Origin of the sequence: Mycolicibacter sp. MU0083 (assembly GCF_963378075.1) — a bacterium.
Taxonomy (GTDB): domain Bacteria; phylum Actinomycetota; class Actinomycetes; order Mycobacteriales; family Mycobacteriaceae; genus Mycobacterium; species Mycobacterium kokjensenii.
Window position 1 is genome coordinate 1150364 of the sequence record NZ_OY726394.1, and the last position, 19986, is coordinate 1170349.

Genomic DNA, 19986 nt, shown 5'->3' on the forward strand with positions numbered 1-19986 from the left:
GCGTGCGCTGCTACCTGTGATCTTGGTCAGAACGGCGGGGCCGGAGGTGCACCGTCCGGCGGCGGCGTCGCATAAGCCTGCTGCGGAGCCGGTGCGGGCTGCTCGGGGGGAGCCGGCGCGACGGCGTACGCCTGCATCGGTGCAGGCTGTTCCGGTGCGGCTTCCGGGACGCCGAACGAGTCCGGCGGCAGCGCGGCCGGTGCCGGCGGAGCGCCCGCGCCTTGCGGTTCCAAGCAGATCATCCGGCAGGCCGCCGAGGGACGCGGCAGTTGCTGCTCGGCGGGAGTCATCCACGGTGCCAGCCAGGGCAGGCTGGCCATCTGGGTTTCAAAGCTCGGCTGGCCCAGGTCGATCAGCGTGGATCCCCCGGACTGTTCGGCCGGCGACATCCCGTGCATGGCAAGCGATTGCGGTCCCAGCCCCTCCGGGTGCTCCAGATGCTCCAGATGCGGATCGGCGATCGGCGGCGCCGGGCCCACGATCGGCGGCAGGTCCACGGGCGCGACCCCGGTCGCATAGGCCGCGGCCCAGCCCATCACGTTCTCGGCGTAGGCCATCGAATTGTTGTAGCGCAGGATCGCGCTCAGCACCTGGGACGGATCACGCAGGTTCATCCCGCCGCTGCACAGATAGCGCGCGGCGGCCAGCGTCGCGTCGTAGACGTTCTGCGGGTCCGCTTTGCCGTCGCCGTCGCCGTCGGCGGCGTAGCGGGACCAGGTTCCGGGCAGGAACTGCATGGGGCCCATGGCGCGGGCGTAGACGACACGGCCGGGCGCACTGCTGGCCACGATCACCTCGTTGCCGGGCAGGGTGCCGTCGAGTGCGGGGCCGTAGATCGGCTGGAGCACGTTGCCGCGTTCGTCGGTTGCGCCGCCGTTGGCGTGGCCGGACTCGATGCGCCCGATGCCGGCCAGCAGGTTCCAACTGATGCCGCATTCGGGGGCGGCGGTGGTCATCTGGTGTTCGGCGTTGCGGTAGGCCTGCAACGCGGTCTTGGGGATGCCCAACGTGCCCGGTGCGTAGACGACCGCTGCCGGCGGTGCCGACGGCGCACCGGAGGCCACCCGCAGGTTCGCCTGCGGACGCTGCACCGCGACCACCGACGGCCCCGAGGAACGGCCCGCCGACGAGGTGCTGACGGACGCGGCCAGCGGGGTGATCGCGGCGTTGCGCAGCGGCAGCGTGGTCGACGGAGTCCGGGGAGTGGCGCCTACCGCGCCGGCGAACACCAGCGGGGTGATGAATGCCAGTCCGAATGCCGGACGTAAAGCCGACCGGGCCGCCCGCCGCAACCTGGCAGCGCGCGACACCGATACCGGTGCGTCGCCCCCTGTAGGCACTCGGCCGCCCCTAATTCCGCGATGATGAAACCCGGCCGGGCTTCGTGAACTAGGTCACCATACCCAACGTCTGTCCCACCGGTGACGGTTATCCGGCTCAAACCGCCGGTCAGCTCGGTGCGTGCGGGCGCTCGCCGCGGCCGGGATCGGACTCGGGTTGCAGGGCTTCGAGCAGTTCCCGCACCCGCTCGAGCTCGTGGTGCAGGTAGTCGCGGGTGGGGACTTCGCCGACCGCCAGTCGCAGCGACGCCAGTTCCCGGGCAAGGTATTCGGTGTCGGCCTTGGTCTGCGCCGCGCGCCGGCGGTCTTCGTCGAGGCTGACCCGGTCCCGGTTCTCCTGTCGGTTCTGGGCCAGCAGGATCAGCGGGGCCGCGTAGGCGGCCTGGGTGGAGAACGCCAGGTTGAGCAGGATGAACGGGTACGGGTCCCATTTCAGGCTGACCGCGTAGACGTTCAGCAGGATCCATCCCACCACCAAGATGGTCTGAATGGCCAGATAGCGCCCGGTCCCGAAGAATCGGGCCACCGATTCGGTGAATCGGCCCAGCGCGTCGGGGTCCATCCGCAGGCCGGGCAGTCGCGAGGTGCGGGGGGTGGAGAGCCGCTGTGATGTCGAGCGGTCGGTCACTGCGTCCTCCCGGCGATTTTCGGCCCCAGGTCGGGTTCGGGCGTTTCCCGCCAGTCAGCGGGCAGCAGGTGATCCAGCACGTCGTCGACGGTCACCGCTCCCAGCAGGTGGTTCTGCTCATCGAGCACCGGCCCGCAGACCAGGTTGTAGGCCGCGAAGTACCGGGTCAACTGGGCCAGCGACACCTCCGGGTTCAGCACCGGCAGGTCGGAGTCGACGATCCCGCCGATGAGATCGGCCGGCGGCACCCGCAGCAGCCGCTGCAACGGGATGGAGCCCAGATAGTGTCCGGTCGGGGTGGCGGTTGGGGCGCGGGTCACGAAGACCAGCGACGACAACGCGGGGGTCAGGTCGGGGTCGCGCACCCGGGCCAGTGCCTCGGCGACCGACGTGTCGGCGGTCAGCACCACCGGGTTGGAGGTCATCAGGCCACCGGCGGTGTCGGGGGAGTGCTCCAGCAGTCGGCGCACCGGAATCGAGTCGTCGGGATCCATCCGGGCCAGCAGCGCCTCGGCCTCGGTGGGGTTCATCACGCCCAACAGGTCGGCGGCGTCGTCGGGGTCCATCTCTTCGAGGACGTCGGCGGCACGCTCGGTGCCCAACTGCCCGAGCACCACGGCCTGACGTTCTTCGGGCAGTTCCTGGAGGATGTCGGCCAATCGCGCGTTGTCCAGCGCGTGGATCACCTCGTAGCGGCGTTTGGGCGGCAGTTCGCGGATGGCGTCGGCGACTTCGATCGGACGCCAGCCCTCGAACTGCTGCAGCAGTTGCGCCACGCCCTGCCCCGGCATCGCCAGTGCCGACGGGGTCAGCCCCTGCACGTTCTGCCAGTCCACGATGTGTACCGCGGCGCGCCGGCCCAACCGCCGCGAATGGCGCACCGCGATCCGGGTCACCAGCCAGTCGCGCGTCCGGCTCTGCTCGATGGCCAAGTCGGTGATCGTCACGTCGACGTCGGCCAGTTCCGGCAGTTCCGGGTCGGTGACCCGGACCTTGGTGTCGAGCACCTGCCCCAGCACCAGCACCTCGCCGGGGCGCTGGTTGAACTTGCGCAGCGATACGCTGCCGGTGTTGAGAGTGACGGCGTTGGGTTCGATGGCGGCGACCCGCAGGATGGGCACGAAGATGCGTCGGCGGGTGGGTAGTTCCACCACGAGCCCCAGGACACGGGGCTGCTGGCGGACGATGCTCAGACTGACCACGACGTCGCGGACTCGACCCACGGATTCGCCGAACGGGCCCAGCACCAGCAACCGCGCGAGCCGTGCTGCGTAAACCCTGTTGCTCGACGCCATGGTTGAAAGGGTAGGAGTATTTAGGTGACCAACGCATATCGCCCCCGCCGTACCTGCCTGTCGGTCCCCGGCAGCAGCCAGAAGATGATCGACAAGGCCAAGGCCCTACCGGCCGACGAGGTGTTCCTGGACTTGGAGGACGCGGTCGCGCCGGCGGCGAAGGAGCAGGCCCGAACGCAGGTCGCCGCGGCACTCACCGCCCAGGACTGGACCGCCCCGCTGCTGGGGGTGCGGGTCAACGACTGGACCACACCGTGGACGCACGCCGATCTGATCGAGGTGGTTTCGGCCGTCGGGGCGGCCGGTAGCCGACTCGACGTCATCGTGTTGCCCAAGGTGTCGGACGCCTCGCACGTCCATGCGCTCGACCTGCTGCTCACACAATTGGAGACCACCTACGGGCTGCCGGTCGGCGGCATCGGGATCGACGCCCAGATCGAGGACGCGCGCGGACTGACCAACATCAACGCGATCGCCGCCGCACCCCGGGTGCAGGCGCTGGTGCTGGGTCCGGCGGACCTGATGGCCAGCCTCAACACCCGCACCCTGGAGGTCGGGGAGCAGCCGGAGGGCTACACCGAGGGCGACGCCTACCACCATGTGCTGATGACGATCCTGGTGGCCGCGCGGGCCCACGGGATCGCCGCCATCGACGGGCCCTACCTGAAGGTGCGCGATGTCGAGGCGTTCCGCCGGGTGGCCGGCCGGTCGGCCGCGCTGGGCTACGACGGCAAATGGGTGCTGCACCCCGACCAGATCGCGGCCGGCAACGAGATCTTCAGCCCGCGCCAGGCCGAGTACGACCATGCCGAGCTGATCCTGGAGGCCTACGCCTGGCACACCTCGCAGGCCGGCGGGGCCCGCGGCGCGGTGATGCTCGGCGACGAGATGCTCGACGAGGCGAGCCGCAAGATGGCGCTGGTGGTGGCGGGCAAGGGCCGGGCGGCCGGGATGAGCCGACAGGCACCGGCGTTCACCCCGCCCTCGCCGGCCTAGACCGGCCTGGACCGGCCGGGGTGTCGAGGCGCCGCTAGTTCACATTCATGGCGACCATCGACGCGATGATCCCCAGCAGCAGGGCCACACCGCCGACCGCGGTGCCGGCCACCGCCATGCCGTGGCCCGCCTGGCCGGTCGTCTTGATCTGGTTCAGCGCGACGGCTCCCAGGATGACCCCGGCCACCGCCAGCGGCCAGAACACCAGGCTCAGCACCGAGAGAACCAGCGAGCCGATCGCCAGCGCGCTGGTCTTCGGCTGCTGCCCGTCGGGAAGGTAGCCGCCCGGGTACATGCCATAGCCCGGCGGCGGGTGCCCGGTGGGCATGCCGAAGTCCGGCGGCGGATAACCACCCGGCGGGGGGTAGCCCCCCGGTGGCGGGTAACCGCCGGGTGGCGGATAGCCGCCGGGCGGCGGGTAACCGCCGGGCGGGGGAAACCCGGATTCCGGCGGCGGCCCGCCGAAGCCTGCCGGGTTGGCCCAGCCGCCCGGGGCGGGTGCGGGCGAACCCGGGTTGGTCCAGGGCTGATCGGCATGGCCTGGGGGATTCTCGCCAGGATCCCCTCCGGGAGCTGTCATGCTGTTCAACCTAGCCGATGCACTGTGACCGGCTTGTCGTCCGACAATCGGTTCCCGGAGCAAGGAGAGAGAATTTCGATGACCAGTCCTTTTCAGCCAGGACAAACACCCGATCCACTCGGTGGCCCCGGGGCACCCGGGCGCCGCGACGTGACGCGGCTGCCGACCCCGCCGAAGGGCTGGCCGATCGGGGCGTACCCCACCTACGCCGAAGCGCAGCGGGCGGTGGACTATCTGTCCGACCAGCAATTCCCGGTGCACCAGGTCACCATCGTCGGTGTCGATCTGATGCAGGTCGAACGGGTCACCGGCCGACTCACCTGGCCCAAGGTGCTCGGCGGCGGGGTGCTGACCGGCGCCTGGCTGGGCCTGTTCATCGGGCTGGTCCTGGGCATCTTCAGCGAGAACCCGACCCAGGCGCTGGTGACGGGCTTGGTAGCCGGGGTTTTCTTCGGCCTGATCACTTCATCGGTGCCCTATGCGATGGCCCGCGGTACAAGGGATTTCAGCTCGACCATGCAGTTGGTCGCCGGTCGTTACGACGTGCTGTGTGACCCGCAGAGTGCCGAACAGGGCCGGGATCTGTTGGCGAAGCTGACCCTCTGACTCCGCGTTGTTGCGTAGCGCAGGCAACCGGCCTTACCGTTCTGGCACGAACAGAGGGGAGGCTGGTGGCGTGGCGATTCGGCGCGGTCGCCTACGACGACTCGGTGCGGCCGCGTGCACGGCACTGACCGTCGCCTCGGCCGCATCGGCCTGCGGTTCGGTCGAGTCGGCCGGAAGCGGTCCGGTCATCAGCGTCTACATCCCGGCCAACAACAGCGCGACGTTCAGCACCCTCGCCCGGCGCTGCACCGAACAGGCCGGCGGCAGGTACCGCCTGCAGCAGTTCAGCCTGCCCCGCGCCGCCGACGATCAACGGCTGCAACTGGCGCGCCGGCTGACCGGCAACGACCGCACGCTGGACGTGATGGGCCTGGACGTGGTGTGGACCGCGGAGTTCGCCGAGGCCGGTTGGGCGCTCCCGCTCGCCGAGGACCCGGCCGGGAAAGCCGAGGCGGATGCGGTCGCCGACACCCTGCCGGGTCCGCTCGCCACCGCCCGGTGGCGCCAGCGGCTCTACGCGGCCCCGGTCGTCACCGACACCCAATTGCTCTGGTACCGCCCGGATCTGATCACGTCGCCACCGTCGACCTGGCGCCAGGTGCTGGGCGAGGCAGCCCGCCTGCACGCCGCCGGGCAGCCCAGCTGGATCGCGGTTCAGGCCAAGCAGTACGAAGGCCTGATGGTGTGGTTCAACACCCTGTTGGAAAGTGCCGGCGGGCACGTGCTGGGTGACGACGGCAACACCGTCACCCTCGTCGACACCGCGGAACATCGAGCCGCGACCGTGGCCGCCCTGCAGATCATGAAGGCGGTCGCCGAAGCTCCCGGAGCCGACCCGTCGATCACTCAGAGCGATGAGGCCAGCGCACGGCTGGCGTTCGAGCAGGGCAACGCCGCGTTGGAGGTCAACTGGCCCTACGTGCTGCCGTCGATGCTGGAGAACGCGGTCAAGGGTGGCGTGGGATTCCTTCCGCTGCAGCGACGTTCGGATCTGGCCGGCAGCATCGACGGGGTGGGCGCATTCGTGCCCAGTGAAGAGCAGTACCGGGCCGCCTACGACGCCAGCCGTGCCGTGCTGGGCTTCGCGCCATATCCGGAGGTGGTGGCGGGAGAGCCCGCCAAGGTCACCCTCGGCGGGCTGAACCTCGCGGTGGCCCGGACCACCCGGCACCGCGCCGAGGCGTTCGACGCGGTCCGCTGTCTGCGCACCGCGGCGAACCAGAAATACGTCGCGATCGAGGGAGGCCTGCCGCCGGTGCGCGCCTCGGTCTACGCAGACCCGCAGTTCCGGGAGAAATACCCGCAGCACAGCGTGATCCGTCAACAACTCACCAACGCCGCGGTGCGCCCGGTGACCCCGGTCTACCAGGTGGTGTCGACCCGGATCTCGGCGACACTGGCGCCGATCACCGCAATCGACCCGGAACGCACCGCCGACGAACTGGCGGTGCAGGTGCAAAAGGCCATCGACGGCAAGGGGCTGATCCCGTGACGTCGCATACCGGTTCGCGCGCCGACGACGTGCGCGCGCAGCGTCGGCTGGCCGTAGTGCTCGTCGCTCCCGCGGTGATCCTGATGCTGGCGGTGACGGCCTACCCGATCGGCTACGCGATCTGGCTGAGCCTGCTGCGCTACAACCTCGCGACTCCGGACGACACCGCCTTCGTCGGCCTGGCCAACTACCAGACCACGCTGACCGACTCCTACTGGTGGACTGCGGTCGGGGTGACGGTGGGGATCACCGTGGTCTCGGTGGCCATCGAATTCGTACTCGGCCTGGCCCTGGCGCTGGTGATGCACCGGAGTCTGTTCGCCAAGGGCATGGTGCGCACCGCCGTGCTGGTGCCCTACGGGATCGTGACGGTCGCGGCCGCCTACAGCTGGTATTACGCCTGGACACCCGGCACCGGGTATCTGGCCGACCTGCTGCCGGCGGGCAGCGCGCCGCTGACCCAGCAGTTGCCGTCACTGGCGATCGTGGTGGCGGCCGAGGTATGGAAGACGACGCCGTTCATGGCCCTGCTGTTATTGGCCGGTCTGGCGCTGGTCCCCGACGATCTGCTCAAGGCGGCACAGATGGACGGCGCCGGCGCGTGGCGCAGGCTGGTCAGTGTGATCCTGCCGATGATGAAGCCGGCGATCCTGGTGGCGTTGCTGTTCCGCACGCTCGACGCATTCCGGATCTTCGACAACATCTACGTGCTCACCAACGGTTCGAACGACACCGGTTCGGTGTCCATCCTCGGCTACGACAACCTGTTCAAGGGGTTCAACGTGGGCTTGGGATCGGCGATCTCGGTGCTGATCTTCGGCTGCGTGGCGCTGATCGCCTGGGTGTTCATCAAGGTGTTCGGCGCCGCGGCGCCGGGATCGGACCGGCGATGACCGACCTGCGCCGCCGCACCGCCTGGCTGATCATCGACCTGGCGGTGGTGGTCTACGCCCTGGTCCCGGTGCTGTGGATCTTCTCGCTGTCGCTCAAGCCGACGGCAACGGTCAAAGACGGCAAGCTGATTCCCTCGTCGGTCACCCTGGACAACTATCGCGGGATCTTCTCCGGCGACGTCTTCGGTTCCGCGCTGATCAACTCGGTGGGGATCGGCCTGATCACCACGGTGATCGCGGTGGTGATCGGAGCGATGGCCGCCTACGCGGTGGCGCGCCTGGAGTTCGGCGGCAAGCGCCTGCTGGTCGGCGCGGCGCTGCTCATCGCGATGTTTCCCCAGATATCGCTGGTGACACCGCTTTTCAACATCGAACGGGCAACCGGACTGTTCGATACCTGGCCGGGGCTGATCATCCCCTACATCACCTTCGCGCTGCCGCTGGCGATCTACACGCTGTCGGCGTTCTTCGCCGAGATCCCCTGGGAACTGGAGAAAGCCGCCAAGATGGACGGTGCCACCCCGGGCCAGGCGTTCCGCAAGGTCATCGCACCACTGGCGGCGCCGGGGATCGTCACCGCCGCGATCCTGGTGTTCATCTTCGCCTGGAACGATCTGCTCCTGGCGTTGTCGCTGACCGCCACCAAGGCGTCGATCACCGCCCCGGTGGCGATCGCCAACTTCACCGGCAGTTCGCAGTTCGAGGAACCGACCGGGTCGATCGCGGCCGGCGCGATGGTCATCACCGTGCCGATCATCGTCTTTGTTCTAATCTTCCAACGACGGATCGTGGCGGGACTGACCTCCGGTGCGGTGAAGGGATAGGCCGATGGCAGAGATCGAACTCCTCCACATCACCAAGAGCTACCCCGACGGCGCGGTGGCGGTGCAGGATCTGTCGTTGACGATCGCCGACGGCGAATTCATCATCCTGGTGGGCCCGTCGGGTTGCGGAAAATCCACCACGCTGAACATGATCGCCGGTCTCGAGGAGATCTCGTCGGGGGAACTTCGGATCGGCGGTCGACGCGTCAACGAGCGCGCCCCGAAGGATCGCGACATCGCCATGGTGTTCCAGTCCTATGCGCTCTACCCGCACATGACGGTGCGGGGCAATATCGCGTTCCCGCTGACCCTGGCCAAGATGAAGAAGCCGCAGATCGCCGAGAAGGTCGCCGAGGTCGCCAAGATCCTCGATCTGACCGACCTGCTGGATCGCAAGCCGTCGCAACTCTCCGGCGGGCAGCGGCAGCGGGTGGCGATGGGCCGGGCGATCGTGCGGCAGCCCAAGGCCTTTCTGATGGACGAGCCGCTGTCCAACCTCGACGCCAAACTGCGGGTACAGATGCGCAGCGAGATCGCCCGACTGCAGCGCCGGTTGGGCACCACCACGGTCTACGTCACCCATGACCAGACCGAGGCGATGACGCTGGGCGACCGCGTGGTGGTGATGCACGGCGGCATCGCCCAGCAGATCGGTACCCCCGACGAGCTCTACCAGCGTCCGGCGAACCTGTTCGTCGCCGGATTCGTCGGGTCCCCGGCGATGAACTTCTTCCCCGGCACCCTGACCGCGACCGGCGCCCGGCTGTCCTTCGGCGAGATACCGCTGGATGCGGCGACCCGCGAGGCGATCGGAAGACATCCCGCGCCGTCCGGCGGGGACGTGGTCATCGGGGCGCGTCCCGAGCACCTCGGCGACGCCGCGCTGCTCGACGAGGCCGGGCGCGACGCCGCGGTGACGTTCGCTGCGCGCGTCGACCTCGTCGAATCGCTGGGCGCGGACAAGTACGTGTACTTCACCCCGAACGGGTCCGCCGACGCGCCGGCCGACAACGGGCTGGTGGCCCGGGTTCCGGCCGAGTCGAAAGCCCATGGCGGTCAACCGATCGAGTTGGCGCTGGACCCCGGCCGGGTGGTGGTGTTCGACGCCAAGACCGGGGTCAACCTCAGCGTCGCACCGGCCGGACGGTGACGCGGCGGTGAGTGACGTTCTCGACCGGGTGCGCGCCCACGTTCGGCAGCACTTCCGCGCCGCGGGAATGGCGACCGAACCGGACACCGCGCGGATCACCTTCCTGGGCGTCGAGCCGATCGAGGTGTTGCGGTACGGGCCCGGCCCCGACCGCATGGTGCATTACGTGTCGGCGGGGTGTTCCCGTCATCCGATGGGCGATCCCGGCGAGATCCTCGCCGACCCGGTACACGGTCCGCGCGCTGAAATCGTTGTGCGACTGCGATCTTCGGGGACCGATACCGGGCTGGCCCGCAGCCTGGCCGCGATGGCCGCGTCGCCGGCGGTCGAAGGGGTGGTGTTGGCGCCGGACGGATTGATCGATCTGGGCGGGCCGCTGTGGACCGGGCCGTCCGGCCCGGTGCCGTTCACCGCGGTGTTGTTGGGGACCAGTGACATCGCCGACCTGGCGCTGGACGGGCCCCGGGAACCGGTGCGGTTCTTCTCGGCCACCCCGATCACCGCGACCGAAGCGGCCTGGGTGCGGTTGAAGGGCGCCGAGGCGATGCGTGAGGCCTGGCGGGTCGACGGTGTGGATGTGTGTGACCCCGCCCGCTCCGCCTCCCAACCCACCTAGCTCTGTCCCTGCCCCCGCCCCTGCCCCCGCCCCTGCCAACTGTCCCCGTCCCCGGCGAGCGGGCGTGTTTGCCCGTCGACACGCCGCGGTTTACGTACACCTGTGCACGCTCACGCAGGGGCGGGGTCCGCCGCAAACCTGAGGTCTTCGGAGTAGTCGGTGCGCGCCTACGACGTCGCGTTGGTTGATGAGCGTGCGTGGTTGCACGCTTTTCGACGGCGTGTCGACGGGCAAACACGCCCGCTCGCCGGAAGGGGGCGCGGGTGGGGCAGCAGGCGCGACTCAGAGCCAGCCGTTGCGGCGGAACGCGCGGTAGAGCACCGCGGAGATGACGGCCATGCCGGCGACGACCACCGGATAGCTGAACGCCCAGTGCAGGGCGGGCATCTGATCGAAGTTCATCCCGTAGATGCCCGCGATCATGGTCGGCACCGCGATGATGCCCGCCCAGGCCGACATCTTGCGCATGTCGGTGTTCTGCTGCATGCCCACCCGTGCCAGTGCGGCCTGCACCAGCGAGCTCAGCAACTCGTCGTAGCCGGCGATCTGCTCGGCGGCCCGGGTCTGGTGGTCGGCGACGTCGCGCAGGTAGCGCCGCACCTCCTTGGAGACCAGGTCCCGGTAGTCGGTCTGCATCCGCTCGAACGGCAGGGTCAGCGGGGCCACCGCGCGCCGCAGTTCGACGACCTCGCGTTTGATCTGGTAGATCGGCTCGACATCCGTACGGGTGCCCGGCGCAAACGCCACCTCTTCGATGTCGTCGATGTCGGTCTCCATGAGATTGGTCACCTCGACATAGCGGTCCACCACATAGTCGGCGATCGCGTGCATCACCGCGAACGGCCCCAGCCGCATCTGCTCGGGATCGTTGTCCATCCGCCTGCGGACGTCGGACAGGCTGCTGTGTTCACCGTGCCGAACCGTGACCACGAAGTTCTTGCCGACGAAGATCATGATCTCGCCGGTCTCGACGATCTCCCGCGGCAACCGCGCCGATTCGTGCGCGACGTAGTTGACGGTTTTGAGTACCAGGAACAGGGTGTCGTCGTAGCGCTCCAGCTTCGGCCGCTGATGCGCCTGCACCGCGTCTTCCACGGACAACGGGTGCAGCTGGAACGTCGCGGCCACCCCCTGCATCTGGGCCAGGCCGGGTTCGTGCAGACCGACCCAGACGAACGCCTCGCCGCCACCGGCTTCGATCTCGCGCACTTTGGCCCGCGCGCCGGCGGGGGTGAATTCGCCGGGAATCCGCTCGCCGTCGGCGTAGACGCCGCAGTCCACCAGCACCCGTGGTGTCGGGTCTTGCAACGCCGTCATGGCGGCTCTCCCTCCCGGAGCAGATGCCGGTCAAATGCTACGCGGTCGGCGCCGACCTGCACGGTGAGCACGATTGGCCGGCGGGTCCGGAGTTTCCGGGACGACGGTCGGTGCGCTAGTTTCGACCCGGACCGAATCCAGACTTGCCGAACCCGTTCGAGGAGCACTTGACGTGAGCACAACCCCACTCAAAGTGGCCGTCACCGGCGCCGCCGGCCAGATCGGCTACAGCCTGTTGTTCCGCCTTGCCAGCGGCTCGCTGCTGGGCCCCGACCGGCCCATCGAACTGCGCCTGTTGGAGATCGAGCCGGCGCTGAAGGCACTCGAGGGCGTCGTGATGGAACTCGACGACTGCGCCTTCCCGCTGCTGTCGGGCGTGGAGATCGGCTCGGACGCCAACAAGATCTTCGACGGCGCCAACCTGGCCCTGCTGGTCGGCGCCCGCCCCCGCGGTCCGGGCATGGAGCGCAGTGACCTGCTCGAGGCCAACGGCGCCATCTTCACCGCGCAGGGCAAGGCCCTCAACGCGGTCGCAGCCTCCGACATCCGGGTGGGTGTGACCGGCAACCCGGCCAACACCAACGCGCTGATCGCGATGAGCAACGCCCCCGACATCCCCAAGGAGCGTTTCTCTGCGCTGACCCGCCTGGACCACAACCGGGCGATCTCGCAGCTGGCCGCCAAGACCGGCGCCAAGGTCACCGACGTCAAGAAGATGACGATCTGGGGCAACCACTCCGCCAGCCAGTACCCGGACGTCTTCCACGCCGAGGTCGGCGGGCGCAACGCCGCCGAGGTCGTCAACGACCAGGCCTGGATCGAGAACGACTTCATCCCCACCGTCGCCAAGCGTGGCGCGGCGATCATCGACGCGCGCGGTGCGTCGTCGGCCGCGTCGGCCGCGTCGGCCACCGTCGACGCAGCGCGCAGCTGGCTGCTCGGCACCCCCGACGACGACTGGGTGTCGATGGCCGTGGTCTCCGACGGTTCCTACGGCGTCCCGGAGGGTCTGATCTCGTCGTTCCCGGTCACCACCAAGAACGGCGACTGGAGCATCGTGCAGGGCCTGGAGATCGACGACTTCTCCCGCGGCCGGATCGACGCCTCGACCGCCGAGCTCGCCGAGGAGCGCGAGGCCGTCACCGGCCTCGGCCTGATCTAGGGTTCCGGCACCCGAGCGGTGTCCTGCAGCAAGCACAAGCGCCCAGCCATCGGCTGGGCGCTTGTGCTTTGTGGGTCGGGTTCTCCGGTGGCCCACCATCCCCGCGAGGCCGCGGCCAACAGCCAGGAAACCGGGAAACGCCCATGTGGCGGCGTCGCCGCCGTGCCCGCACGGTCGGCAGCCCCAGCCGATAGCCGTGCTAGATAACCAGCGCAGTAGGCTGGACTACCGATGTCCGAGAACCTTGTGAACACGGTAAACAGCTCGCCGATCGTCATCGGCGACGAGGAGATCTTCGAAGCCCACATGGGCGGAAAGATCTCGGTCGAACTCAAAGCCCCACTGGACAGCCAGCGCGCGCTGTCGATCGCCTACACCCCGGGGGTGGCGCAGGTCAGCCGCGCTATCGCCGCAGACCACACGCTGGCGGCCCGATACACCTGGGCGCACCGCATGGTGGCGGTCGTCAGTGACGGCACCTCGGTGCTGGGTCTGGGCGACCTCGGTCCGGCGGCGTCGCTGCCGGTGATGGAGGGCAAGGCGGCGCTGTTCAAGACGTTCGCCGGCCTGGACTCCATTCCGATCGTGTTGGACACCAAGGACCCCGACGAGATCGTCGAGACCCTGGTGCGGTTGCGCCCGTCGTTCGGGGCGGTCAACCTGGAGGACATCTCCGCGCCGCGGTGTTTCGAGATCGAGCGTCGGGTGATCGAGGCCCTGGACTGCCCGGTGATGCACGACGATCAGCACGGCACCGCGATCGTCGCACTGGCGGCGCTGATGGGTGCGGCCAAGGTCCTGGACCGTGACATCGCCTCGCTGCGGGTGGTGGTCTCCGGTGCCGGCGCCGCGGGTGTGGCCTGTGCCAACATTCTGCTGTCCAAGGGCATCACCGAGATGGTGGTGCTGGATTCGCAGGGCGTGCTGCACCAGGGCCGCACCGACATGAACGACGTCAAGGTCGAGTTGGCGCAGCGGACCAACCCGCGCGGTCTGACCGGGGGCCTGGCCGAGGCGCTGAAGGACGCCGACGTGTTCCTGGGCGCTTCCGGTGGCGTGGTTCCCGAGGAACTGATCGCCACGATGGCCCCGGGTGGGGTGATCTTCGCGCTGTCCAACCCCGACCCGGAGATTCACCCCGACCTGGCGGCCAAGTACGCCGCGGTGGTGGCCACCGGCCGCAGCGATTTCCCGAACCAGATCAACAACGTGCTGGCCTTCCCGGGTGTGTTCCGGGGTGCGCTGGACGCCGGTGCGCAGCGGATCACCGAGGCCATGAAGTTGGCCGCCGCAGAGGCGATCTTCTCCGTCGTCGCCGATGATCTGGCCCCGGACCGTATCGTGCCCAGCCCGCTGGATCCCCGCGTGGAACCGGCGGTCGCGGCGGCGGTCGCGGCCGCGGTCTCGGCCACCTAGAGGACCCGGTGCCCGGGCCGCTCCGCCACCGCCTGCGCCGCCTGGTGCTGGGATGCGCGGCCCTGCTGATCGCCGGTTGCGGAGCCGGGCCGGAGGCGACGCCGCTGGGCGTGGGCGCCCGCCCGGATCCGCAGTCGCAGATCCTGGCCCACCTGTACGCCGGAGCGCTGCGCAGCACGGGTGCGACCGTACGCGTCGAGGACGTCGCCGACCCGATCGCCGAACTCGACACCGGCGGGCTGACCGTCGTTCCGGGCTTCAGCGGCCGGTTCCTGACGGTGTTCGCGCCCGGCTCGCCGGCCCGATCGGATCGGGCGGTCTACTGGGCACTGGCCGGCGCGCTGCCCGAAGGTCTCGCGGTCGGGGACTACGCGATGACGGCCGCGGACAAACCCGCGGCGGCGGTGACCGCAGCGACGGCTGCCGCTTGGGGTGGGACCGATCTGCGCACGCTGGCCCGACACTGCAGCGGGCTGGTCGTCGGCGGGGTGGCGGGCATGCCGTCGCCGCCGGCGGTGGGCCGGTGCAGACTCGGCGAACGACGCGAATTCCCCGATGATGCGGCACTGTTCGCCGCGCTGCGCGCCGGCCGGATCACCGTTGCGTGGACCAGCACGGCCGACCCGGGTGTGCCCGAGGACGCCGTGTTGCTCACCGACACCCGTCCCGCGCTGATACGCGCCGAGAACGTGGTCGCGCTGTATCGCCGCAACGAGTTGACCGAAGCCCAATTGCTGGCCGTCAACCAGGTGGCCGGGGTCCTGGACACCGAGGCGTTGGCCGACATGCGCCGACAGGTGGTTGAGGGTGCGGACCCGCGGGTGGTCGCCGACGCATTCCTCGACGAGCATCCGCTGGGCCGGTAGCGGGGCTACTGCGGCCGCAGCCTGGGCAACGCGAGGGCGAACAGCCGCTGGTATTTCGAGCCCAGGATGCGCACCAGCAGGTCCAGCGCGCGGGCGTCGTTGCCGATCAGCACCCGGTCCCGCTTCTTGCTGACCCCTTCCAGGATTACCTGGGCGGCCTTCTCGGCACTGGTGGAGGCCAGTCGGCGGTCGAAGAAGTCGGCCAACGCCTCCACGTCCATTCCCTCGACCGCGGTGGCGTTGCGGGCGATGGCGGTTTTGATGCCGCCCGGGTGCACCGTGGTGACCTTGACCGGGTGCTTGTTCATGGACATCTCCAGGTTCAGCGCCTCGGTGAACCCGCGGACGGCGAACTTGGCCGCGTTGTAGGCGCCCTGGCCGGGCATCGACAGCAGCCCGAAGAGGCTGGAGATGTTGATGACGTGCCCGTCGCCGGAGGCGATCAGGTGCGGCAGGAACGCCTTGGTGCCGTTGACCACGCCCCAGAAGTCGACGTCCATCACCCGCTCGATGTCCTTGAACGGGCTGACCTCGATGTCACCGTTGAACGCGATGCCGGCGTTGTTGTAGATCTGGTTGACCTTGCCGAAGTGCTCGTTGACCTCGTCGGCGTAGAGGAGGAACGCTTCGCGCTCGGTGACGTTGAGGCGGTCGGCTTTGACCGGCACTCCCAGCGCGGCCACCCGCTTCTCGGTCTCGGCCAGTCCCTCGGTGTCCAGGTCGCTGATCGCCAGTTGCGCGCCGGAGCGGGCGAGCTCGACGGCGAGCGCCCTACCGATACCCGAACCGGCGCCGGTGACGACGGCGACTTTTCCGGCGAATCCCTGCATGCGGTTCTCCCAGCGCTCGGTGGACCCTCAAATCCTATCCGGTACCGGTGGTACCGGGTTAATCGGCCACCGCGAGGGTGCGCAGTTGTACGTCACACCCCGGTGTGTCGGCGTACAGACACGCCCGCTCGCGCTGAGTGCGGGGGCGGCCCCGGGGTCAGCCGAATGCCTCGTCGATGATCTCCTGCTGCTCGACGGCGTGCACCTTCGACGACCCCGACGACGGTGCCGACATCGCCCGCCGCGAGATCCGCTTGATCCCGGTGAGCTTGTCGGGCAACAGCTCCGGCAACTCCAGACCGAACCGCGGCCAGGCACCCTGGTTGGCCGGCTCCTCCTGGACCCAGAAGAACTCACGGGCATTGGTGTAGCGGTCCAGGGTTGCGCTGAGCCGACGCTTGGGCAGCGGGGCCAACTGCTCGATCCGCACGATCGCGATGTCGTCGCGGCCGTCCTTGGCCTTGCGCGCGGCCAGTTCGTAATAGAGCTTGCCGCTGGTCAACAACACCCGGGTGACCGTGCTGCGATCACCCGTACCGTCCTCGTAGCCGGGCTCCTCGAGCACCGACCGGAACTTGACGTCGGTGAAGTCCTTCACCTCGCTGACCGCGGCCTTGTTCCGCAGCATCGACTTCGGGGTGAACACGATCAGCGGCCGCCGGATGCCGTCGAGGGCATGGCGGCGCAGCAGGTGGAAGTAGTTCGACGGGGTCGAGGGCATCGCGATGGTCATCGAACCCTCGGCCCACAGCTGTAGGAATCGCTCGATGCGTCCGGAGGTGTGGTCGGGACCCTGGCCCTCGTGACCGTGCGGCAGCAGCAGGACCAGGTTGGACAGTTGCCCCCACTTGGCCTCGCCGGAGCTGATGAACTCGTCGATGATCGACTGGGCGCCGTTGACGAAGTCGCCGAACTGGGCCTCCCACAGCACCACGGCCTCGGGGTTGCCGACGGTGTAGCCGTACTCGAAGCCGACGGCGGCGAACTCCGACAGCGGTGAGTCATAGACCCGGAACTGGCCGCCGGTGGGGGTGCCGTCGGGGTTGGTGGCCAGCGACTGCAGCGGGCTGAACTCCGCGCCGTTGACCTGGTCGATGATCACCGAGTGCCGCTGGGAGAACGTGCCGCGCCGACTGTCCTGCCCGGACAGCCGGATCAGCTTGCCTTCGGCCACCAGCGAACCCAGCGCCAGCAGTTCGGCGAACGCCCAGTCCACCTTGCCCTCGTAGGCCATCTCGCGGCGCCGCTCGAGCACCGGCAGCACTCGCGGATGCACGGTGAAGCCCTCGGGGATCGCCATGAAGGCATCCCCGATGCGGGCCAGCACCGCCTTGTCCACCGCGGTGTTCAACCCGCGCGGCACCTGCTGCTCGGATTCCACCGACTCGCTGGGCAGCGCGGCGTGCTTCTCCAGTTCGCGGATCTCGTTGAACACCCGCTCCAGCTGGCCGTGGTAGTCGCGCAGTGCGTCCTCGGCCTCCTTCATCGAGATGTCGCCACGGCCGATCAGGTCGTCGGTGTAGCTCTGGCGGACACCGCGCTTGGTGCCGATCACGTTGTACATGTAGGGGTTGGTCATCGACGGGTCGTCGCCCTCGTTGTGCCCGCGGCGGCGGTAGCACAGCATGTCGATGACGACGTCCTTGTGGAACTTCTGCCGGAAGTCCACCGCCAACCGCGCCACCCAGTCGCACGCCTCCGGGTCGTCGCCGTTGACGTGGAAGATCGGCGCCCCGATCATCTTGGCCACATCGGTGCAGTACTCGCTGGAGCGCGAGTAGTCCGGTGCGGTGGTGAACCCGATCTGGTTGTTGACCACGATGTGGATGGTGCCGCCGACCCGGTAGCCGGGCAGCAGTGCCATGTTCAGCGTCTCGGCGACCACACCCTGGCCGGCGAACGCGGCGTCGCCGTGCAGCATCATCGGCACCACCGAGAACGGCGGGTCTTCGTCGGTGCCCAGCGCGCCGCGGCCCAGCAGGTCCTGGCGGGACCGGACCAGGCCCTCCAGCACCGGGTCGACGGCTTCCAGGTGTGACGGGTTGGCGGTCAACGACACCTGAATGTCGTTGTCGCCGAACATCTGCAGGTACACCCCGGTAGCGCCGAGGTGGTACTTGACGTCGCCGGAACCGTGCGCCTCGGCCGGGTTGAGGTTGCCCTCGAACTCGGTGAAGATCTGCGAATACGGCTTGCCGACGATGTTGGCCAGTACGTTGAGCCGGCCGCGGTGCGGCATGCCGATGACCACCTCGTCCAGACCGTGCTCGGCGCACTGGTCGATCGCGGCGTCCATCATCGGGATGACGGTCTCGGCGCCCTCCAGCGAGAAACGCTTCTGGCCGACGTACTTGGTCTGCAGGAAGTTCTCGAAGGCTTCGGCGGCGTTGAGCTTGCTCAGAATGTATTTCTGCTGCGCCACAGTCGGTTTGACGTGCTTGACCTCGATGCGCTCCTGCAGCCACTGCTGCTGCTCGGGTTCGAGGATGTGGGTGTACTCCACGCCGACGTGGCGGCAGTAGGCGTCGCGCAGCACCGATAGGATCTCGCGCAGCTTGCGGATGTCGCCGCCGGGCAGGCCGGTGACCTTGAATTCGCGATCCAGGTCCCACAGCGTCAGACCGTGGCTCTGCACATCGAGGTCGGGGTGGCTGCGGAACCGGGTGTTGTCCAGGCGCAGCGGGTCGATGTCGGCCATCAGGTGACCGCGGTTGCGGTAGGCGGCGATCAACTCCACGACCCGGGCGTTCTTGTCGACGACGGAGTCCGGGTTGTCCGAACGCCAGCGCACCGGCTCATAGGGGATGGACAACTCGAAGAAGATTTCGTCCCAGAACGCGTCCGAGAGCAGCATCTCGTGCACGGTGCGCAGGAAGTCGCCCGATTCCGCGCCCTGGATGATGCGGTGGTCGTAGGTGGAGGTCAGCGTGATCACCTTGCCGACGCCGAGCTCGGCGATGCGCTGTTCGCTGGCGCCCTGGAATTCCGCCGGGTACTCCATCGCGCCGACGCCGATGATGGTGCCCTGGCCGGCCATCAGCCGCGGCACCGAATGCACGGTGCCGATGGTGCCGGGGTTGGTCAGCGAGATCGTCACCCCGGAGAAGTCCTCGGCGGTCAGCTTGCCGTCGCGGGCGCGACGCACGATGTCCTCATAGGCGTCGACGAACTGCGCGAAGCGCAGCGACTCCGATTTCTTGATGGCGGCCACCACCAGGGACCGCTTGCCACCGGCGCCGTGCAGGTCGATCGCCAGACCGAGATTGGTATGAGCCGGGGTGACCGCGTTCGGTTTGCCGTCGATCTCGGCGAAGTGCCGGTTCATGTTCGGGAACTGCTTGACCGCCTGCACGATCGCGTAACCCAACAGGTGGGTGAAGGAGATCTTGCCGCCGCGGGTCCGCTTGAGCTGGTTGTTGATGACGATGCGGTTGTCGATCATCAACTTGGCCGGCACCGCACGCACGCTGGTGGCCGTCGGCACCTCCAGCGAGCTGGACATGTTCTTGACCACCGCGGCCGCGGCGCCGCGCAGCACCTGCGTCTCGTCGTCGGCCGCCGGTGCGGGGGCCGAAGAGGCGGCCGGCTTGGCGGGCTGGGCGGGCCGGGACGCGGGAGCCGGGGCCGGGGCGGGAGTCGAAGTCGGGGTCGGGGCACTGGCCACAGGGGCGGGAGCGGCGGCGAGAGCAGGGGTGGGCGGTGCAGGCGGGGTCGCGCTCGGGGCCGGCGCGGCGGCGCCGTCGCCCGGTTGGTAGCCGGCCAGGAACTCGTGCCAACTCGCATCCACCGAGGAGGGATCCTCGCGGAATTTGCGGTACATCTCCTCGACTAGCCACTCGTTCTGACCGAAGGGTGAACTCATACCGCTCACGACAGCGTCTCGCCTCGATTCCTGGTCACCTGGCGAGGCAATTGCGCCGCGCCCACCTGCCTCATAAAGGCTAGCCTCTCCCGGATATTCCGGCAGGCCCGCGG

Annotated in this window: 17 protein-coding genes; 10 read left to right on the forward strand and 7 right to left on the reverse strand. The window is 68.8% G+C overall.

Annotated elements, in window-relative coordinates; all coding sequences use genetic code 11:
- Positions 1-26 precede the first annotated feature (26 nt).
- The 3 genes from RCP38_RS05465 to RCP38_RS05475 all read right to left on the reverse strand — a co-directional run bounded on the left by RCP38_RS05465 (position 27) and on the right by RCP38_RS05475 (position 3263).
- Positions 27-1340: a lytic transglycosylase domain-containing protein gene (locus tag RCP38_RS05465; RefSeq protein WP_373692443.1), complete on the reverse strand. Its 1314-nt coding sequence runs from the start codon at positions 1338-1340 to the stop codon at positions 27-29.
- 109 nt (positions 1341-1449) lie between these two features.
- Positions 1450-1968: a DUF1003 domain-containing protein gene (locus RCP38_RS05470; RefSeq protein ID WP_308476065.1), complete on the reverse strand. Its 519-nt coding sequence runs from the start codon at positions 1966-1968 to the stop codon at positions 1450-1452.
- Positions 1965-3263: a magnesium transporter MgtE N-terminal domain-containing protein gene (locus tag RCP38_RS05475; protein WP_308476067.1), complete on the reverse strand. Its 1299-nt coding sequence runs from the start codon at positions 3261-3263 to the stop codon at positions 1965-1967. The genes RCP38_RS05470 and RCP38_RS05475 overlap by 4 nt, the downstream gene beginning before the upstream one ends.
- 24 nt (positions 3264-3287) lie before the next feature.
- Here RCP38_RS05475 and RCP38_RS05480 point away from each other — a divergent pair, with 24 nt between their 5' ends.
- Complete coding sequence (locus tag RCP38_RS05480) at positions 3288-4259, forward strand: HpcH/HpaI aldolase/citrate lyase family protein (RefSeq protein WP_308476069.1); 972 nt, start codon at positions 3288-3290, stop codon at positions 4257-4259.
- 34 nt (positions 4260-4293) lie between these two features.
- On the opposite strand, the gene RCP38_RS05485 is transcribed toward RCP38_RS05480, so the two are convergent.
- A complete protein-coding gene (locus RCP38_RS05485) occupies positions 4294-4839 on the reverse strand; it encodes a DUF4190 domain-containing protein (RefSeq protein WP_308476071.1) in 546 nt (181 codons plus the stop codon).
- Between the two features lie 78 nt (positions 4840-4917).
- On the opposite strand from RCP38_RS05485, the gene RCP38_RS05490 reads away from it, so the two are divergent.
- The 6 genes from RCP38_RS05490 (at position 4918) to RCP38_RS05515 (ending at position 10420) form a co-directional block, all read left to right on the forward strand.
- Positions 4918-5445: a YflT domain-containing protein gene (locus RCP38_RS05490; RefSeq protein ID WP_308476073.1), complete on the forward strand. Its 528-nt coding sequence runs from the start codon at positions 4918-4920 to the stop codon at positions 5443-5445.
- Between the two features lie 70 nt (positions 5446-5515).
- Positions 5516-6937, forward strand: a complete 1422-nt coding sequence (locus RCP38_RS05495) for an ABC transporter substrate-binding protein (RefSeq protein WP_308476075.1) — start codon at positions 5516-5518, stop codon at positions 6935-6937.
- Positions 6934-7830, forward strand: a complete 897-nt coding sequence (locus tag RCP38_RS05500) for a carbohydrate ABC transporter permease (protein ID WP_308476077.1) — start codon at positions 6934-6936, stop codon at positions 7828-7830. Before RCP38_RS05495 ends, RCP38_RS05500 begins: the two co-directional genes overlap by 4 nt.
- Positions 7827-8654 (forward strand): carbohydrate ABC transporter permease, encoded by an 828-nt coding sequence (locus tag RCP38_RS05505; RefSeq protein ID WP_308476079.1) that lies wholly within the window; start codon positions 7827-7829, stop codon positions 8652-8654. The genes RCP38_RS05500 and RCP38_RS05505 overlap by 4 nt, the downstream gene beginning before the upstream one ends.
- A 4-nt stretch (positions 8655-8658) precedes the next feature.
- Positions 8659-9804, forward strand: a complete 1146-nt coding sequence (locus RCP38_RS05510; protein WP_308476081.1) for an ABC transporter ATP-binding protein — start codon at positions 8659-8661, stop codon at positions 9802-9804.
- 7 nt (positions 9805-9811) lie between these two features.
- On the forward strand, positions 9812-10420 hold the full coding sequence (locus RCP38_RS05515; RefSeq protein WP_308476083.1) for a suppressor of fused domain protein: 609 nt from the start codon (positions 9812-9814) through the stop codon (positions 10418-10420).
- Positions 10421-10702: 282 nt separating this feature from the next.
- Here RCP38_RS05515 and corA read toward each other — a convergent pair whose 3' ends face one another.
- Entirely contained in the window at positions 10703-11737 is a 1035-nt protein-coding gene (gene corA / locus RCP38_RS05520) for a magnesium/cobalt transporter CorA (RefSeq protein ID WP_308476085.1), read from the reverse strand.
- 172 nt (positions 11738-11909) lie between these two features.
- Here corA and RCP38_RS05525 point away from each other — a divergent pair, with 172 nt between their 5' ends.
- The 3 genes from RCP38_RS05525 (at position 11910) to RCP38_RS05535 (ending at position 15181) form a co-directional block, all read left to right on the forward strand.
- Positions 11910-12899, forward strand: a complete 990-nt coding sequence (locus RCP38_RS05525) for a malate dehydrogenase (RefSeq protein WP_308476087.1) — start codon at positions 11910-11912, stop codon at positions 12897-12899.
- Between the two features lie 231 nt (positions 12900-13130).
- Positions 13131-14315 carry an NAD(P)-dependent malic enzyme gene (locus RCP38_RS05530; RefSeq protein WP_308476088.1) on the forward strand — a complete coding sequence of 395 codons (1185 nt, stop codon included), beginning with the start codon at positions 13131-13133 and terminating at the stop codon, positions 14313-14315.
- Positions 14316-14323: 8 nt separating this feature from the next.
- A complete protein-coding gene (locus RCP38_RS05535) occupies positions 14324-15181 on the forward strand; it encodes a glycine betaine ABC transporter substrate-binding protein (protein WP_373692444.1) in 858 nt (285 codons plus the stop codon).
- A 5-nt stretch (positions 15182-15186) separates the two neighbouring features.
- Here the strand turns inward: RCP38_RS05535 and RCP38_RS05540 are convergent, their stop codons facing one another.
- Together RCP38_RS05540 and RCP38_RS05545 are read right to left on the reverse strand one after the other, a co-directional pair.
- A complete protein-coding gene (locus RCP38_RS05540) occupies positions 15187-16011 on the reverse strand; it encodes an SDR family NAD(P)-dependent oxidoreductase (protein WP_308476090.1) in 825 nt (274 codons plus the stop codon).
- Between the two features lie 157 nt (positions 16012-16168).
- Entirely contained in the window at positions 16169-19882 is a 3714-nt protein-coding gene (locus RCP38_RS05545; protein ID WP_308476092.1) for a multifunctional oxoglutarate decarboxylase/oxoglutarate dehydrogenase thiamine pyrophosphate-binding subunit/dihydrolipoyllysine-residue succinyltransferase subunit, read from the reverse strand.
- Positions 19883-19986 lie beyond the last annotated feature (104 nt).